Source organism: Metabacillus schmidteae (assembly GCF_903166545.1).
GTDB lineage: Bacteria > Bacillota > Bacilli > Bacillales > Bacillaceae > Metabacillus > Metabacillus schmidteae.
This window is the reverse complement of record NZ_CAESCH010000001.1, coordinates 1982025-1996706: the sequence shown is the minus strand read 5'-3', so window position 1 is coordinate 1996706 and position 14682 is coordinate 1982025. Positions and strand designations below refer to the sequence as shown.

Here is a 14682-nt window from a genome sequence, read left to right as displayed (position 1 = left end):
CAACGCTCATCCTTTTGTTTATATGATCATTACCACTCAGCGATACTTCCGTCTCTATGTCGCCAAACAGGGTTTTTCCAGTTATGTCCTATATTGCTAAGCTTTCTAACATGATCTTCATCAATCTCAATTCCTAATCCATGTCCACTTGGTATTTTCACATAGCCATCTTTATATTCAAATACATTTTTCTCAACAATATAATCTAACAGATCACTTCCTTGATTATAATGGATACCTAGACTTTGCTCTTGGATAAATGCATTATGACAGGTTGCATCTACTTGTAGACAAGCAGCTAATGCGATTGGACCTAAAGGACAGTGTGGAGCTGCCGCGACATCATAAGCCTCTGCCATTGAAATAATTTTTTTACATTCGGTAATTCCGCCAGCATGTGACAAATCCGGTTGAATGATATCAACATACCCATCGTGAAATAACTGTTTATAATCCCATCTTGAAAACATTCTCTCACCTGTTGCAATCGGAATATTTGTGGCATGAGCAATTTCTCTTAATGCTTCGTTGTTCTCAGATAAAACAGGTTCTTCAATGAACATTGGTCTAAATGCTTCTAATTCTTTAGCTAGTATTTTGGCCATTGGTTTGTGAACACGTCCATGAAAATCAATTCCTATTCCGATATAAGGACCTACAGCTTCACGGACTGCAGCAATTCGTTCGATAGCTTGATCAATTTTTTCATAAGAATCAATGATTTGAAGCTCTTCTGTTCCATTCATTTTAACAGCTGTAAATCCTGACTCAACAGCTTCTCGTGCAGCAATCCCAACATCTGCCGGCCGATCTCCACCAATCCATGAGTATACTCGAATCGAATCTCTGCAAGCACCACCTAATAGCTCATAAACCGGTGCTTCGAAATATTTCCCTTTTATGTCCCATAAAGCTTGATCTATTCCAGCAATCGCACTCATTAATATTGGGCCGCCACGGTAAAAGCCTGAACGGTACATCATATTCCAATGATCTTCAATACGCTGTGGATCTTTGCCAATTAACCCCTCCATTAGTTCTTTCACAGCCGTTTCAACTGTCGCTGCCTTCCCCTCAATAACAGGCTCTCCCCACCCAATAATTCCCTCATCTGTCATAACCTTCAGAAATAACCAACGAGGGGGAACTTTAAACAACTCATATCCCGTAATTTTCATTCTAATCCCTCCTTAATTTTTGAAACAAACTGTTTAGCTTTTAAAGTAAGCTGTTTTATGTACTCATCAGTTACTTCGTGGTTTGAATTAACAAGGGCACTTCCAATTCCACAGCCTACCGCTCCAGCTTTAAAAAATGTGTTTATATTTTCAAGGTTAACCCCTCCAGTAGGTAATAGAGGAATTTGCGGGAGTGGACCAGAAATATCCTTTATGTAACTAGGACCAAGTATACCTGGGAAGACTTTTATGATGTCTCCGCCATTTTCATAGGCTGATAGAATTTCCGTCGGAGTAAATGCCCCCGGAATACTTACAGCGCCATACCGCTTGGTTAATTTAATCGTATCAATGTTTACTGTAGGAGAAAGGATAAATCTAGCTCCCGCAACTATTGCATGTCTAGCTGATTCAGCATCCAATACAGTTCCGGCTCCAACTAATACTTGTTCACCAAATTCATTGGTTATGTTTTCAATAACTGACAAAGCTTTCGGAGAGTTCATCGTTACTTCAATCGTTGTCACTCCGCCTTCCAAAAGAGCCTGTGTCAATTTCATCACATCATTTGGATTAGCCCCACGGATAATAGCAATTAATTTATTTTCTAGTATTCTATTTAACGTTGACATGCTGTGGTTCACCCCATTTTTTAATTAAGTTAAACAAACTATCTTTCTATGCTAAATACTCATTTAATATAATCGGTATCCCCTTTTCAGAAGAATGCCCTGCTGCAACTGTTACATGATGTGTTTTATATGCATCCTGATAGTCTGAAAGAATCATTGAACAATCCCCTGTTTTAACTGCGTGGATAAATGCCAAGTTTTCCTTTTCATATGGGTTACTCGTATCTCTAAAGGTTGATGTTGTTCCTTTTTTTGAAATATCTAAACCTTCAAAACCTACATGCAACATTCCTTTATTTGTATAAAAGTCTATTCCAACCTTAGAATCTCCCTCTGGTAAGATACAGGTATTAGAAAGGTTGGCAATGACTCCATTATTAAATTTTAGTGTAACAGTACCTACATCATGTACAGACACATTTTCATGTTGTTTTGACAGAGACCTATTTCCGAATGAAGAGTAAACTTCTTGAACTTCTCCTACTGTGTAGCGTAATAAATCAACTAGGTGAGTTGTTTGTTCTATAAATTGACCTCCTGAAGTATTTTGGTTACGCCACCAAGGAACTAAAGGCATAGATCCCATCCATCCACCTGTCACAATTCCAAGTGTACTGCTTTCCAGTTCTTTTTTTAATAAAGCAATTGAGTCACGGTAACGAAAGTGATAGCCAACAGATGTAATGAGTGAATGATCCTGGAGCTTTGAAAGAATATCAGTAGGGATTTCCAGATTAACCCCTAATGGTTTTTCAACTAAAAAAGGAATCTCTCGATTTAGTAATTCTATTTCTATATCACCATGGGCAAATGGCGGAACGCAAATATAAACTGCATCAAGTTTTTCACTATCAAGCATGTCAACAACAGAACTATAGCCCTTTACATCATTAAACTCCAAAGCAAACTTTTCAGCTTTCTCCTTGCTTGTCCCACAAATGGCCTTTATTTGTACACCATCCATTTTCGTCAATATTTTTGCATGAATTCCACTGAACCAACCTGTACCAATAATCCCTACATTTAGCATCATAGCCATCCTCCCTAATATAAAATATTATTTCTCCTAGTTTACCTTATTTCGAAAGCCCTTACATTATTAATACTATTTAAATTGTAATGGACCTTTTAAGAAATTCATTTTATTTTTAAATGCTACTTTTTCCACACAAATAAAGCTGACCATATAAAAGTCAGCTTTAATCATTTATCTATTCAATTAAGCTTCACTACATACCTCTTCTTTTTCCGCCTTTGAAAGATTTTCCGCCTGTTCCTCTAGCCATAATATACTCGTAACTCCTCTTGGATAATACTTACTTCCAGATATTTCACCTGAAATAATTTGATCACTCCAGCTCCAAATAGACAGGGTAGGATGTGTTAGCCATTCAACATGGGCAGCATCTGCTTTCGCCCCTTCTTCATTCCATTTCCAACCTAATAGTTTACGAGTTATAAATTGACTTAGATAGATTTTACTTAGCCAGGAGTTATTACTTGTTGATGAGATTTTCCAGCCACCATCTGCAAATAAACATACACCCTCAACTAAGACGGTTTTTAAATGTTTTTCAAGCGCTTGAATATAGGCACCAAAGCGTCCATTTGAATCAAGAGCTTCTTCACAGTTTGTGAAATATGGGAAGATTAATCCTTCAATAGCAGGAATAATTTTTGAATCATTGTTTTCACCAACAACAGCCGGAATATAGCCCTCTTCTGTTACATACCCAACAAGAGTTGCGGCACATTTCTCTGCCTGTTCTCCTGATTGCTTTGCAAGGTCATCTTTTCCATTTTCGGAAAAGATTTTTTCTAACGCAACATATGATGCCCAGCATTTCCCTGCCATATAAATGTTATTTCTAGCTTGACCTAGTGATACGTCTAAACTGTCATATGTTGTAATTTCAGCACCACCCATCACACGTGTTGAATCAAGACCCATTATTCCGTTACGTTCTTCAGGATTTGGATGGTCACGATTTAGCAAACTTTCAAAACAATTGGTCAGGATCTCCATATTTTTTTGCAACCATTCTGTATCCTTTGTTTGTTCCACATATACAGCAGCACATAAGATCCAATTCACAAGTTGTTCATGTGTCATATGTGAGAAGCATCCATCTAATCCATATAGTTCGTAGGAAGAAAAATGTGGACGCGAGATGGTGTTAGCTACCCCCATATCATGTGTAAAGCTAATGCCTCCCGGATACTCTTTTTCATCATTTGGAAATCGCACATTGTCTTTATAACTAAAACGTTTCACAAACATGTCCAGCTCATTTTTCACTGTCCATGGATTCATTTTCATTTCAAAAAACAGCTGATCCACCGTTAAATCAAAGGTATTCATCATGCGATATTCACCTTCGTTTACAATCCAAAACGGCTGACCATCTGTTTCAAGAAACTGTGTACACCCATAGTAGCTGCGGATGGAATGAGCCATCATAAACCGTTGATCTTCTGATAAATGTGAGGCATTTTCAATTAATTTGTTTGCTTTTTTCGCACGATCAATAATAGCTGCTGCATTTTCTAGAGCATATGCTGCTACCGACTCAATGTTTGAGAAATATTTTGTATAATAATAAGAAGCATCAAGCCCTGCTGTTACGAATCCGGCACGATGGAAGCAAATGGCGAATTGATATGTTCGGCTCACCCCTGCTGGTACATCCATTATCATCGCCCCTATCGGCCCTAATCCAAATGTCCAATTTTCCTCAAATGGTGTTGTTAAAATATTCTCCATACTAAAATGCATCGCTGATCTTACGTCAGGATTTGCAGACACAATGCCAGTTATTCGACCCTGACCAACTCCTGACAAACCTTCACATGTATCATCTAAGCGTCGCATCGAGCTATATGGATCATTTCCTTCGTATCCAAAAAACGCACGCCTTGTTTTTGTTCCCTTTGTATTATCAATTGTTAGTTCTGCAATAATAGCTGGTACAATGGTTAACTTCATCTCTTCATCTGTGGCTGTTTGTGGATCCGGTACAGATTGAGCCTGAGAATACAACGCAAATGTAATATCTCCCGCTTTCCAAGTGTCCGTTCCGAGCTTAAATTCACGGGTTACATCACTTTTAGGGAAAGGGAAAATGATTTTCGGCTTATTTTGATCCGGATCAGGATTTTCGATATCATAGCGCTTGCTTTCATCATCACCAACATCAAAGAACGGTAGAGCTTCGTACAATCCCTCTTTATTACTCGATTCAACACCAATAAATACACTTTTTCGTGGAGATCGTCCTAATTCGAGGTCAAGTCCACCTCCACTTCCCGGAAAACCTAAAGTAAAACTGGAAAAAGAACCAATTGGTGAATGATGTGCGTTGAAAAATTTATTTTTTGGCATACGACCCCTACTTTCTTAGATAGTAAAGGATGTAAGATTAGATCGTCTCTTACATCCTTCCATTATTCGAATTATCCCTTTACAGATCCGGCAGCTATTCCTTCTACAATACGATTACTAAAGAAGAAGAAAGCAATTAGAATTGGAATAATACTGATCATAAGCGTTGCACCGATTGCGCCCCACTCTGTCATATATTGACCGATAAAGTTCTGTATTCCTACGGTTAATGTTTTATATTTATCAGAACTAATGAATGTGTTGATAAATATAAATTCATTCCAGTTGTATATCATATTAATAATGACAGTAGTTGATAAAACGGGAACAGTCATTGGTAATGTAATTTGAAAGAATATACGATGAATCGAACAACCGTCTATAACCGCTGCCTCTTCTACCTCACGTGGTAATGTATAATAAAAGCCTAACAAAATCATAATCGTAATTGGCAGGTTAAAAGCTATATAGGATAATACAACAGACAATGGATGATCGATTAAATTAAGCTTCAAGAAAAAGTCAAAAAGTGGAATTAGTGTTGAGTGAACAGGAATCATTAACCCTACCATAAATAAACCCAAAACCAATTTATTTAACTTCCATTTCATTCTCGTAATAGCAAATGTAACGAAGCTTGCTAAAAGAACCGTTAGAACAACCGCTACAACTGTAATCCAAACACTATTAAAGAAATATAAACTAATATTCCCCTCTGTCCAAACAGTTGTGTAATTCTCCCATTTTGGATTTGTCGGGAGAGCAAATGGAGAATTGCTAAATACTTCTTGGTTATCTTTTAATGAAAAGAAGAATAACCAAATGAGGGGATATACTTGAAAGACAGCAATCACTGCAAGAACGAGATATAGTAATCCATATCCAATTCGCTTCCCTATTAATCTTTCTGATTTTTTGGTAGAGGCAGTGACACTTGCGTTTGTTTGTTGTTTAACTTCTATACTCATGGGAATTCTGCTCCTTTCTTAATACTGAATCTCTTCGCCAGTAGCAGTTAATTTTCGGATAATCCAAGTTACAACAAGACATATAAGCAGCAAGAAGAATCCAACAGCACTACCATAACCAAAGTCATATGTTCCAAATGCCTTTTGGTACATATAGGATGCCATAACCTCACTTGACCCGTTTGGTCCTCCGCCAGTCATAACGTAGATAAGATCAAAATATTTTAACGAACCAACAATCGCTAACACAATTGTTACCTTTATTACCCCAGCAATAAGTGGAACTTTAATTTTATAGGCAATTTGAAAAGCATTCGCCCCATCAATTCTGGCAGCCTCAATAAGAGACTCCGGGATATTTTTTAATGCTGCATAATAGATTAAGATATAAAATCCTGCATATTGCCAAATAATCGGAACAAAAATTGCACCAAGCACGTATTTAGGTTCTGCAAGCCATGCAGGCGGGTTGTCTACACCCATTGACATAAGTAAACTGTTCACTAATCCATTAGAAGGATGATAGATTTTTAGCCAAAGCTGAGCAATTGCAACTGAGGAAAGTAACATTGGAATGAGATAAATTTTTCTTAAAAAATTTGCTCCTTTAATCTTCCCTGCTAGGACTACAGAAATCACTAGATACCCAACTAAACTTAATGCTGAAAAAACAGCTAGTAAAAAGGAATGATAAGCACTAGCCCAAAACTCTTTATCTGTTAGTAGATTGGTATAATTTTCGAGACCGATAAAGGTCATTTCACCTATCCCATCCCATTTCATTAATCCATAATAACCAGTTAAAGCAATTGGCACATAGATTAATACCAATATGAGTAGCAGAGCAGGTAAAACATATAGTGCAATTACTAATTTATTAGACATCACTTTATCCATGGTTCCTCACCTTTCTTTTTTAGAAGGTTGTGTTGACAGAAGTAATCAGAGGATTAAAATCCCTTTATTTATATTTTGATAAAATGAAATTTGAAGTTTAAATTTGGAAGATATCACTAATTTTGAGGTGATTTGGGTATAAAAAAGGACATATCGATCAATGTTGATATGTCCTTTTCACTTCACATGCTCCAAAAATCAGTTAGCTTACTCCTCACTAGCAAGGGCTTCTTCGTGTGTTTTCGCAAATTCTTCTGGTTTCACTTCTCCACCAAATAATGCTTGAATCATATTTAAATGCTCTTCGGCAACAGATGCACTCATTTGAACATCAGCATATAATGTAATATTGCTTGCATTGCTTAGCTCATCTAATACATCAATGTACATTTGCGGTAAATCAACAGAAGCTGTATCAACTTTTGTTGCCGGGATAACACCAGCGTCTGTTACTGAACGCTCACCCCATTTTTGTACAAAGAATTCTACGAATTTTTTCGCCTCTTCTTTCACCTTTGAATCTTCAGATACGAATAACCCTACTCCTGGACCACCTACAAAGCTATTTATGTCACCTTTTCCACCTTCAACAGTCGGGAACTTAAAGAATCCGATTGAATCTCTGAATTCCTGTGGAACATCTTCATTTGTTGTATAGTTTGGTAACTCCCATGAACCCATTAAGTACATTGCTGCTTGTTCATTCATAAATGGACCTTTTGCTTCATCATTAGATAGACCATTGAAACCCTTTACAAAAGCGTCCATACCAACTAGATTTTGAATTTCTTCAGCAGCCTTTACTAATGCTGGATCTTCAAAAGAACCTGAGCGATTGATAGCATTTGTTAATGTTTCCGGACCACCTAGACGATCTGCCAAATACATATACCATAATGATCCTGTCCAACGATCTTTGTTTCCTAATGTAATTGGTGTCACTCCATTGTCTGCAAGAGTTTTCACAACGCTTTTAAAGTCTTCATATGTTTCTGGCACTTCTAGATTATATTTTTCAAAAATTTTCTTGTTGTAATAAACTGGTGCTATGTTTAGTTCAAGTGGTAAACCGTATGTTTTTCCATCAACTGCATACGCTTCGGTTGTACCTGAGATAAATGAATCTTTTAAGCCACCATCTAAGATATCATCAAGCGGTGCAAATTTATTTCCTTTTACGTATGGGTCTAAGAAGCCTGCTGCCCATGTCATACCGACATCAGGTAACTCATTTGATGCTGATAACACTTTCAACTTTTCCTTGTACTGCTCATTACTTAAAATTTCTTGTTCAATTTTCACTCCTGGATTTGCTTCCTCATATTCTGCTGCAATCTCATTCACGATCATATTATGTTGCTTAGAGCTCCCTGAAGGCCAAAGATGCATTAGCTTTACTGTGATATCGTCTCCACCAGAACTTCCTTCACTTGACTCTCCTGAGCTTGAATTTGAGCAGCCTGTTAATGCGAGCCCTACAATCATTGTTAGGACAAAAAATAGTGATATCGCTTTCTTTTTCAACATAAAATTTCCCCCTTTTTCTTTTGTTGTCTTTTTCGTTAAACGCTTACAATGTTATTATATCAACGTTTCATCTGATGAATAAGGTAACGCTGGTTGGGGAAAATTCCACATTTTTTAGATATCCTTTATCATCGAAGTTTTGCGATATTTACTCGGGGTTTGTCCTTCATATTCTTTAAAAATCTTAATAAAATATTTGGCTGTAGTATATCCGACGGCTTCTGCAATGTCTGATACAGCCATATTTGTCCCGATTAGAAGGTTTTTTGCCCTTTGCAGGCGACTTCTCGTTACATATTCGCTAAAAGTCATTTTTGTTTGATCCTTAAAAAGTACACTAAAGTAACTAGAATTCAAGTGAACAAAGGCAGCGACCTCTTTCAATGAAAGTTGCTCATTAAGATGTTGGTCAACATAATTCATGGCTTTCTGGATATAGGAGTCATCCTGCTTTTCCTCTACCTTTACATCTACTAATCTTTCATCAATAATCTTCGTTAGTTTTCCTTCTCTTTCACGTTTCTTTTGAACTTCAACAGCTTTTTCAATTGTTTCAACCAATTTCTTTTTACTTAATGGTTTTAATAGATAATTTAACACACCTAATTGAATGGCTTCCTGGGCATAATCAAATTCGGAGTATGCCGAGATAATAATCACAACAGGGAATTGCTTTTGTTCCTGGAGTCGTTTAAGCATGTCGATTCCATTCATTTCAGGCATTGAAATATCTGTGATTAAAATATGAATCTCTCTTTGCATTAATATATCTATTGCTGCTGACGCTCCATCTGTGCTGATAACATCAAACCGACCATTTGCCCAATCCTCAAGTGTTTTTTTTAGTCCCTGACGTGTTTTAGGTTCATCATCCACGATTAAAATCGTTTTTTTCAGCATATAACACACTCCTATTTATCGGAATTTCAAATGACACACAAGTTCCTTCGTTCACCTTGCTTGAAATGTTAATTCCATTTAATTCATGCTGTCTATAGTAAAGATTTAACCGTTTATTCACATTTCCAAGTGCCATACCATTCCCTTTTAATGATGATACTTTTCCTGTGTCTAGCAAGCTTTTAATTTTATTTATTTTTTCAGTTTCCATACCAGGACCTGTATCAACGATAGAAATCATGACAAAGCCTTGATTTGATGATAACTCCACAATTACATTTACAAAACCCTGTCCAACCTTATTACCAACTCCATGTAAAATGGCATTCTCGACAATCGGCTGAATCAGCAATTTAGGAATGGGCACAGATTCCAGCTCTGCCGGGATACTTACGGTCCATGTAAATCGTTCTCCAAAGCGCATTTTCATGAGCTGCATATACAACTCAACATGCTCAACTTCCTGTCTAATGGTTACCCACTCATCTTGATTATAATTACTAATGGTATACCGAAATAATTCTGACATGGCTAATACTGTTTCTGCCAGCTCATCTTCCCCCTTTTCATCTAACGACCAATACATAGCATCTAATGTGTTGAATAAAAAATGGGGATTTATTTGTGATTGCAAAGCTTTTAATTCTGCATGACTTTTTAGTATTTCTTTTTCATATACAACTCGGATTAATTGATTCGTATTTTCAACTAGCTGATTATATGATTCATTTAATCTATTAATTTCAATGGTTGAAGAAATGTCCGGATTCAGTGTAAGTTCACCCTCACTAGCCTTTTTCATTGTTTTAGTTAATCGAAAAATCGGCTTTGTAATCATCGTAGATAAAAGTACGGCAAAAAAAGCAAAAATGAGAAAGCCAAAAACACCTGATAAAAGAATCGCCGCTCTCAAAACAGTAATACCACTCATGACCTCATCAACTGGAGTTAAGATATACAATGTCCATCCTGTAATAGAGGATGTTTGTTTAATTAACATGTAATCGTTTCCATTTAATGATATTGTTTTTTCTTTTTCTCCTATTATAGGAGATATATCACCGTTATAATTACTCGTAATCTGCTTGTTATTTTGATCTACTAAAATCATATATTCGTTGTTAAGTCTTGTCTCAGTGAATTCGAAATAATTAGGGTTAATTTGTAATACGATATATCCTCCGTTTGAAAACCAGCGGTCAATTAAACTAACTCTTCTGATAGCAAGGTAATAATAAGGTTCTTTAGGATCTTGTCCAATCCAGACCAATTTCCCTTCAGCCCTGTCTGCTCTTGAAATCCAACTCTGATTAATCCGTTTATGTAAAGCTTCCCCATCCAGAGGTATTAATTTCCGATTATCAGCAGAATAGATCTCTAAGTTATTTATCCCATTTGTATACGTTAGGTATTCATTACTAAGCCGAACTAATGCTTGTCTTTGTTGAAAGGTAGCCAACTTATCCTGGGATTCATCTTGCAGGAGCTGTTGTATCATTGAATTTGTTGCCACTTGCCTTGTTAATAAGTCAATTTGCTGATGAAGTGATTCCATCCTTCCGTTTGCTTCGACTGCAGTCTGCTGTATTTGTTTTTCAGCATTATCTTGTAATATTTTTGAAACAATAAAATAAGTCATAATTCCAACAAAACATAAAACAATCGTCATCACTGTTATAAAAACTAGTAATATTTGATTACGTAAAGTATTGTATCTACCTAATCTAATCCACATTCAACCCCATCCCAACTTTAGAGAATAAGATAAAAATAGTAAAATCCTACTTACTTACTTTATCATACCTCGATTCACTTTATCTACTGAATAAACTAAGTGCAAATATTTCCTAGAAAAAAAGCACACCTCATATATAATGACATGCACTTACATTTACTGTAATAAATAATGTAACTTTGGACAAACTGTCTTTTGGGAAGTTCCAATTTGTTTACTATATTAATTATTTAAAGGAGAATGTTGATGTTTACTGATAATGAACAAAACCTGCAAATAAAAATGGAAAATCTCTTCAAAAGCACATGTGGGAGCTGGCAAAATTGTACAGAATCAACCATTAGAGACTTTCTAGAGCAATGCCAACAGAATAATATAGATTCCCAATACTGTATGAGTTGGGTTGAACAAAATAAAACACAAATTCCTGATTGGCAAGCTGTTTCAGCAACATCCCTTGAATGGATTAACCAGCATAGTTCAACTGGTTCACCATTTAATGAATAATAATCCATTTAAATAACCTTGTGCTTAGTTGCACAAGGTTATTTGGCTATATATATCTGTCATCTTGTCAATATTTCTTAAATATTCACTTTAATCCCAAAGCAAAATCAATTTTATCGGCAATTTCAGGAAAGTCTATTAATGGATTCCTATTCTTCTGCTTTTCAAATATAGCTTTGTTACGATGCTTTTCATGAGTTGTTACATGAAACTCATGATGCCATTTTAGCAGCAATTTAATATCTTTTTGTTCATAGCGATTGATTTCATTCGGGTATCTCAATAAGAAATATAATGTTGCTCGTGCTACTTCCCCTTTTCCACTTTCAGGTTCAAACTTTTGTTCCTCATGTTTTCCACATTCAGATTTTATTCCTTTTAACTCAAATTCTGGAGAATAGTCGGTAAAATCATAATATGGATAATTAGATCTTATCGAGTTGCATGTTTTCTCACATGTAAATAAATGGTGTAAATCCCCTCGCATAGGGTTATCTTTTTCAAACCAGGATTGTGGTACAACATGCTCACAATTATACATATTTTCCTTATCAATGGCCTTGATTGTATCCTGTATGTCAGCTTCATTTCCTGAAGACATTTTTAATAGCTTACTATATGCTTCCTCTCTATTCCATTCAGCCTTATAGTCCTCTTTTATAAGCTGCTCTGGATCCTTATCTTTTCCAGAATAGATGCTCTTTAACGTTCCATCCATTTGTAAGTCTGCCCATGAGTATAAATAGTTTCTAGTAGTTGAATTGTATGGAAGGTGAATTTCGTGAGTGTTTGTAATCAATTCACTTATTTGCATAAACATTTCTTTTTTATTTGTGTTTTGAAAAGAGATATCTCGATAATAGAGGTCGATGATTTTTTGATCCTCTTCTTTATTGTAATACTCTTCTTCTTTTTTAATTCTTATTTTATTATGTTTTACTTCAACTAACACAGAGTCTAAATCTGCTTCTTGGTGTGATAATTTTTGGTTTACATAATCCATGATTTCTCCCTCCCTTTTTAAAAAGGGCTGTCTCATAATTGTGGCCTTTTACAAAGGTTAAAGGCCACAATTATGAGAAAACAGCCTAAGTAAAGAACCCGCACTTTTAGAGATTGGTAAGTTCCTCTATTATGCGGGCTTAGTGATAGTACATTATTTACTTCCGTTGTAAAGGTGTATTCAATCGTGCTGCATTGATAATTTCATAAATTTTATCTACTAAGTTAAGAACAAGGAAACCATTTCCTTCAGAGCTTTTTCTGTAGCCTAATGGCAATGTTCTTCTAACGAGCTGGGCATAGATTTCTGATTCTATTAAAGCACGATTAAACTCTTTTTCACTTAGATTAATAAGTAAAGCGATGGCACCTGCTACATGAGGGGTAGCCATTGAAGTACCTGATAAAGAGGCATATTTATTATCCGGGAATGTTGAAACGACATCAACACCAGGTGCCACTAAATCTACTTCTGAATTTGTATTTGTAAACGGTGCAAGCTCTAAATTATGATCTACTGCACCTACCTGAATGACCTCGTTATAACTGCCGGGATAAGAATGCTCAAACGTATCTTCTCTATCGTCTCCTTCATTTCCTGCCGCAACAACGACAGATATACCGTGATCTACTGCATTTTTTATCGCTTTGTGAAGCTCAGGGACATCTTCCGGTCCACCCAGTGACATAGAAATAACCCGAACTCGTTGATTTTGAGGCCCTCGCCAATCAACAGCATAGTTAATCGCATTTATTATCCACTCATAATTACCCGATCCTTCACCAGATAACACTTTTAGACTTAGAATTTTAGCCATTGGCGCTACTCCTACAACACCATCATCATTTAAAGAAGCAGCAATTGTACCAGAAACATGTGTACCATGACCATTATTGTCTTCAAACATGTCTGGATCGCCATTAAAATCAGTTGTAAAATTTCGCCCACCAATAATTTGGTTCTTAAGATCGGGATGGTCTATATCAACACCAGTATCAATGACAGCAACTACAATACCTTCTCCTTGGCTGCTTTCTTCCCAAATCTCAGGAGCCTGAATTAAGCTAACGCCCTTCGGAGTTTCATTTGTTTGATCCACAATTGAATTGATAGTAAAAGGAACTAATTTAACCTGTGGTGTTTGAGCCATTTTATTCCTCCTCATTTAGTGAAATTAAAAACTGACCTACTTTATATATACTAAATTTCGGAAACTATTAAAATGGAAATATTGGAAATTTTCAATTTTGATAGAAATGGCTCAGACTTATTTTAATAGTATGAGTAGATTGGCACACATAAGAATAGAGGAGAAATATCTAGAAATTATCCATCACTTATTGGGATGATTTTATTTTTGAAGTTAATCTTCTCCTCTTTCATAATGAAAGGTACTCTTTAAGAACACTCTACTGACATTTTCGAACGATTGCTTATGTATATGTATAGCTAACTTTTTCTTAATTGCAAAACGGAGGAATTACCTTGAAATCATAAAATTAACTTTCTTTCAGTGTTTCTTGATCCACATTAAATTCAATTAAATTACAATCAGGATCCATGCAAAAAATTTGTGCAAATCCGCTTGTACTATTCGGTTTCTCTTGAATGTCTAACCCTATTTCTTTTAAATAACGTAAAGTTTCCATATAATCCTTGACCCTTACGGCAAAATGTCCTTCTCTTGAATTAATTTTATGACTATTTCGAAGTGTTTTGGCGTTATGATGAACAATTAAATGCAACTGCTGATCCCCGATTTGATACCAAGCCCCTGGAAAGTCAAAAGGTGGTCTTTTTAATTCCTTAAATCCTAAAAGTGTACCGTAAAAGTGTTTAGCTTTTTGTAAATCTGTTACAGAAAGACTTACATGATGAATGCTTTCTACATTAATCATAAAATCAACTCCTCTTATTACATTCTACGAAATGTTTTAAAGCGACTAATCTACT

General features: G+C 35.9%; 13 protein-coding genes. 1 reads left to right on the top strand and 12 read right to left on the bottom strand.

Annotation, left to right across the window (positions count from 1 at the left end):
- Nucleotides 1-29: 29 nt before the first annotated feature.
- From dgoD to HWV59_RS09465, 9 genes are all read right to left on the bottom strand, one after another.
- Nucleotides 30-1178 (bottom strand): galactonate dehydratase, encoded by a 1149-nt coding sequence (gene dgoD, locus HWV59_RS09505; protein WP_102233079.1) that lies wholly within the window; start codon nt 1176-1178, stop codon nt 30-32.
- Nucleotides 1175-1810, bottom strand: coding sequence for a bifunctional 4-hydroxy-2-oxoglutarate aldolase/2-dehydro-3-deoxy-phosphogluconate aldolase (locus HWV59_RS09500; RefSeq protein ID WP_102233080.1), 636 nt, complete (start codon nt 1808-1810; stop codon nt 1175-1177). The genes dgoD and HWV59_RS09500 overlap by 4 nt, the downstream gene beginning before the upstream one ends.
- 46 nt (nt 1811-1856) lie before the next feature.
- The gene (locus HWV59_RS09495; protein ID WP_175638708.1) at nt 1857-2843 is read right to left on the bottom strand and encodes a Gfo/Idh/MocA family protein; all 987 of its coding nucleotides are present in this window, start codon (nt 2841-2843) and stop codon (nt 1857-1859) included.
- Nucleotides 2844-3029: 186 nt separating this feature from the next.
- Entirely contained in the window at nt 3030-5192 is a 2163-nt protein-coding gene (locus HWV59_RS09490) for a glycoside hydrolase family 52 protein (RefSeq protein WP_175638707.1), read from the bottom strand.
- Between the two features lie 71 nt (nt 5193-5263).
- Complete coding sequence (locus tag HWV59_RS09485; protein WP_102233083.1) at nt 5264-6160, bottom strand: carbohydrate ABC transporter permease; 897 nt, start codon at nt 6158-6160, stop codon at nt 5264-5266.
- A gap of 18 nt (nt 6161-6178) precedes the next feature.
- Entirely contained in the window at nt 6179-7057 is an 879-nt protein-coding gene (locus HWV59_RS09480) for a carbohydrate ABC transporter permease (protein WP_102233084.1), read from the bottom strand.
- Nucleotides 7058-7264: 207 nt separating this feature from the next.
- Complete coding sequence (locus HWV59_RS09475) at nt 7265-8584, bottom strand: extracellular solute-binding protein (RefSeq protein WP_175638706.1); 1320 nt, start codon at nt 8582-8584, stop codon at nt 7265-7267.
- A gap of 114 nt (nt 8585-8698) precedes the next feature.
- Nucleotides 8699-9484 carry a response regulator transcription factor gene (locus HWV59_RS09470; protein ID WP_175638705.1) on the bottom strand — a complete coding sequence of 262 codons (786 nt, stop codon included), beginning with the start codon at nt 9482-9484 and terminating at the stop codon, nt 8699-8701.
- The gene (locus HWV59_RS09465; RefSeq protein WP_175638704.1) at nt 9453-11219 is read right to left on the bottom strand and encodes a sensor histidine kinase; all 1767 of its coding nucleotides are present in this window, start codon (nt 11217-11219) and stop codon (nt 9453-9455) included. The genes HWV59_RS09470 and HWV59_RS09465 overlap by 32 nt, the downstream gene beginning before the upstream one ends.
- A gap of 246 nt (nt 11220-11465) precedes the next feature.
- Between HWV59_RS09465 and HWV59_RS09460 the strand changes: the two genes are divergently transcribed.
- Nucleotides 11466-11726: a hypothetical protein gene (locus HWV59_RS09460; protein WP_102233087.1), complete on the top strand. Its 261-nt coding sequence runs from the start codon at nt 11466-11468 to the stop codon at nt 11724-11726.
- 85 nt (nt 11727-11811) lie between these two features.
- Here the strand turns inward: HWV59_RS09460 and HWV59_RS09455 are convergent, their stop codons facing one another.
- The 3 genes from HWV59_RS09455 to HWV59_RS09445 form a co-directional block, all read right to left on the bottom strand.
- Entirely contained in the window at nt 11812-12729 is a 918-nt protein-coding gene (locus tag HWV59_RS09455) for an endonuclease I family protein (RefSeq protein WP_102233088.1), read from the bottom strand.
- Between the two features lie 157 nt (nt 12730-12886).
- A complete protein-coding gene (locus tag HWV59_RS09450) occupies nt 12887-13879 on the bottom strand; it encodes a S8 family peptidase (RefSeq protein WP_102233089.1) in 993 nt (330 codons plus the stop codon).
- Between the two features lie 349 nt (nt 13880-14228).
- Nucleotides 14229-14627 (bottom strand): VOC family protein, encoded by a 399-nt coding sequence (locus tag HWV59_RS09445; RefSeq protein ID WP_102233090.1) that lies wholly within the window; start codon nt 14625-14627, stop codon nt 14229-14231.
- Nucleotides 14628-14682: the final 55 nt, after the last annotated feature.

What these genes read in the sequence shown, in the direction of transcription:
- HWV59_RS09490 (WP_175638707.1), bottom strand. Translation starts at nt 5,192, where the DNA reads ATGCCAAAAAATAAATTTTTCAACGCACATCATTCACCAATTGGTTCT.
- HWV59_RS09485 (WP_102233083.1), bottom strand. Translation starts at nt 6,160, where the DNA reads ATGAGTATAGAAGTTAAACAACAAACAAACGCAAGTGTCACTGCCTCT.
- HWV59_RS09495 (WP_175638708.1), bottom strand. Translation starts at nt 2,843, where the DNA reads ATGATGCTAAATGTAGGGATTATTGGTACAGGTTGGTTCAGTGGAATT.
- HWV59_RS09465 (WP_175638704.1), bottom strand. Translation starts at nt 11,219, where the DNA reads ATGTGGATTAGATTAGGTAGATACAATACTTTACGTAATCAAATATTA.
- HWV59_RS09470 (WP_175638705.1), bottom strand. Translation starts at nt 9,484, where the DNA reads ATGCTGAAAAAAACGATTTTAATCGTGGATGATGAACCTAAAACACGT.
- dgoD (WP_102233079.1), bottom strand. Translation starts at nt 1,178, where the DNA reads ATGAAAATTACGGGATATGAGTTGTTTAAAGTTCCCCCTCGTTGGTTA.
- HWV59_RS09455 (WP_102233088.1), bottom strand. Translation starts at nt 12,729, where the DNA reads ATGGATTATGTAAACCAAAAATTATCACACCAAGAAGCAGATTTAGAC.
- HWV59_RS09475 (WP_175638706.1), bottom strand. Translation starts at nt 8,584, where the DNA reads ATGTTGAAAAAGAAAGCGATATCACTATTTTTTGTCCTAACAATGATT.
- HWV59_RS09450 (WP_102233089.1), bottom strand. Translation starts at nt 13,879, where the DNA reads ATGGCTCAAACACCACAGGTTAAATTAGTTCCTTTTACTATCAATTCA.
- HWV59_RS09500 (WP_102233080.1), bottom strand. Translation starts at nt 1,810, where the DNA reads ATGTCAACGTTAAATAGAATACTAGAAAATAAATTAATTGCTATTATC.
- HWV59_RS09480 (WP_102233084.1), bottom strand. Translation starts at nt 7,057, where the DNA reads ATGGATAAAGTGATGTCTAATAAATTAGTAATTGCACTATATGTTTTA.
- HWV59_RS09460 (WP_102233087.1), top strand. Translation starts at nt 11,466, where the DNA reads ATGTTTACTGATAATGAACAAAACCTGCAAATAAAAATGGAAAATCTC.
- HWV59_RS09445 (WP_102233090.1), bottom strand. Translation starts at nt 14,627, where the DNA reads ATGATTAATGTAGAAAGCATTCATCATGTAAGTCTTTCTGTAACAGAT.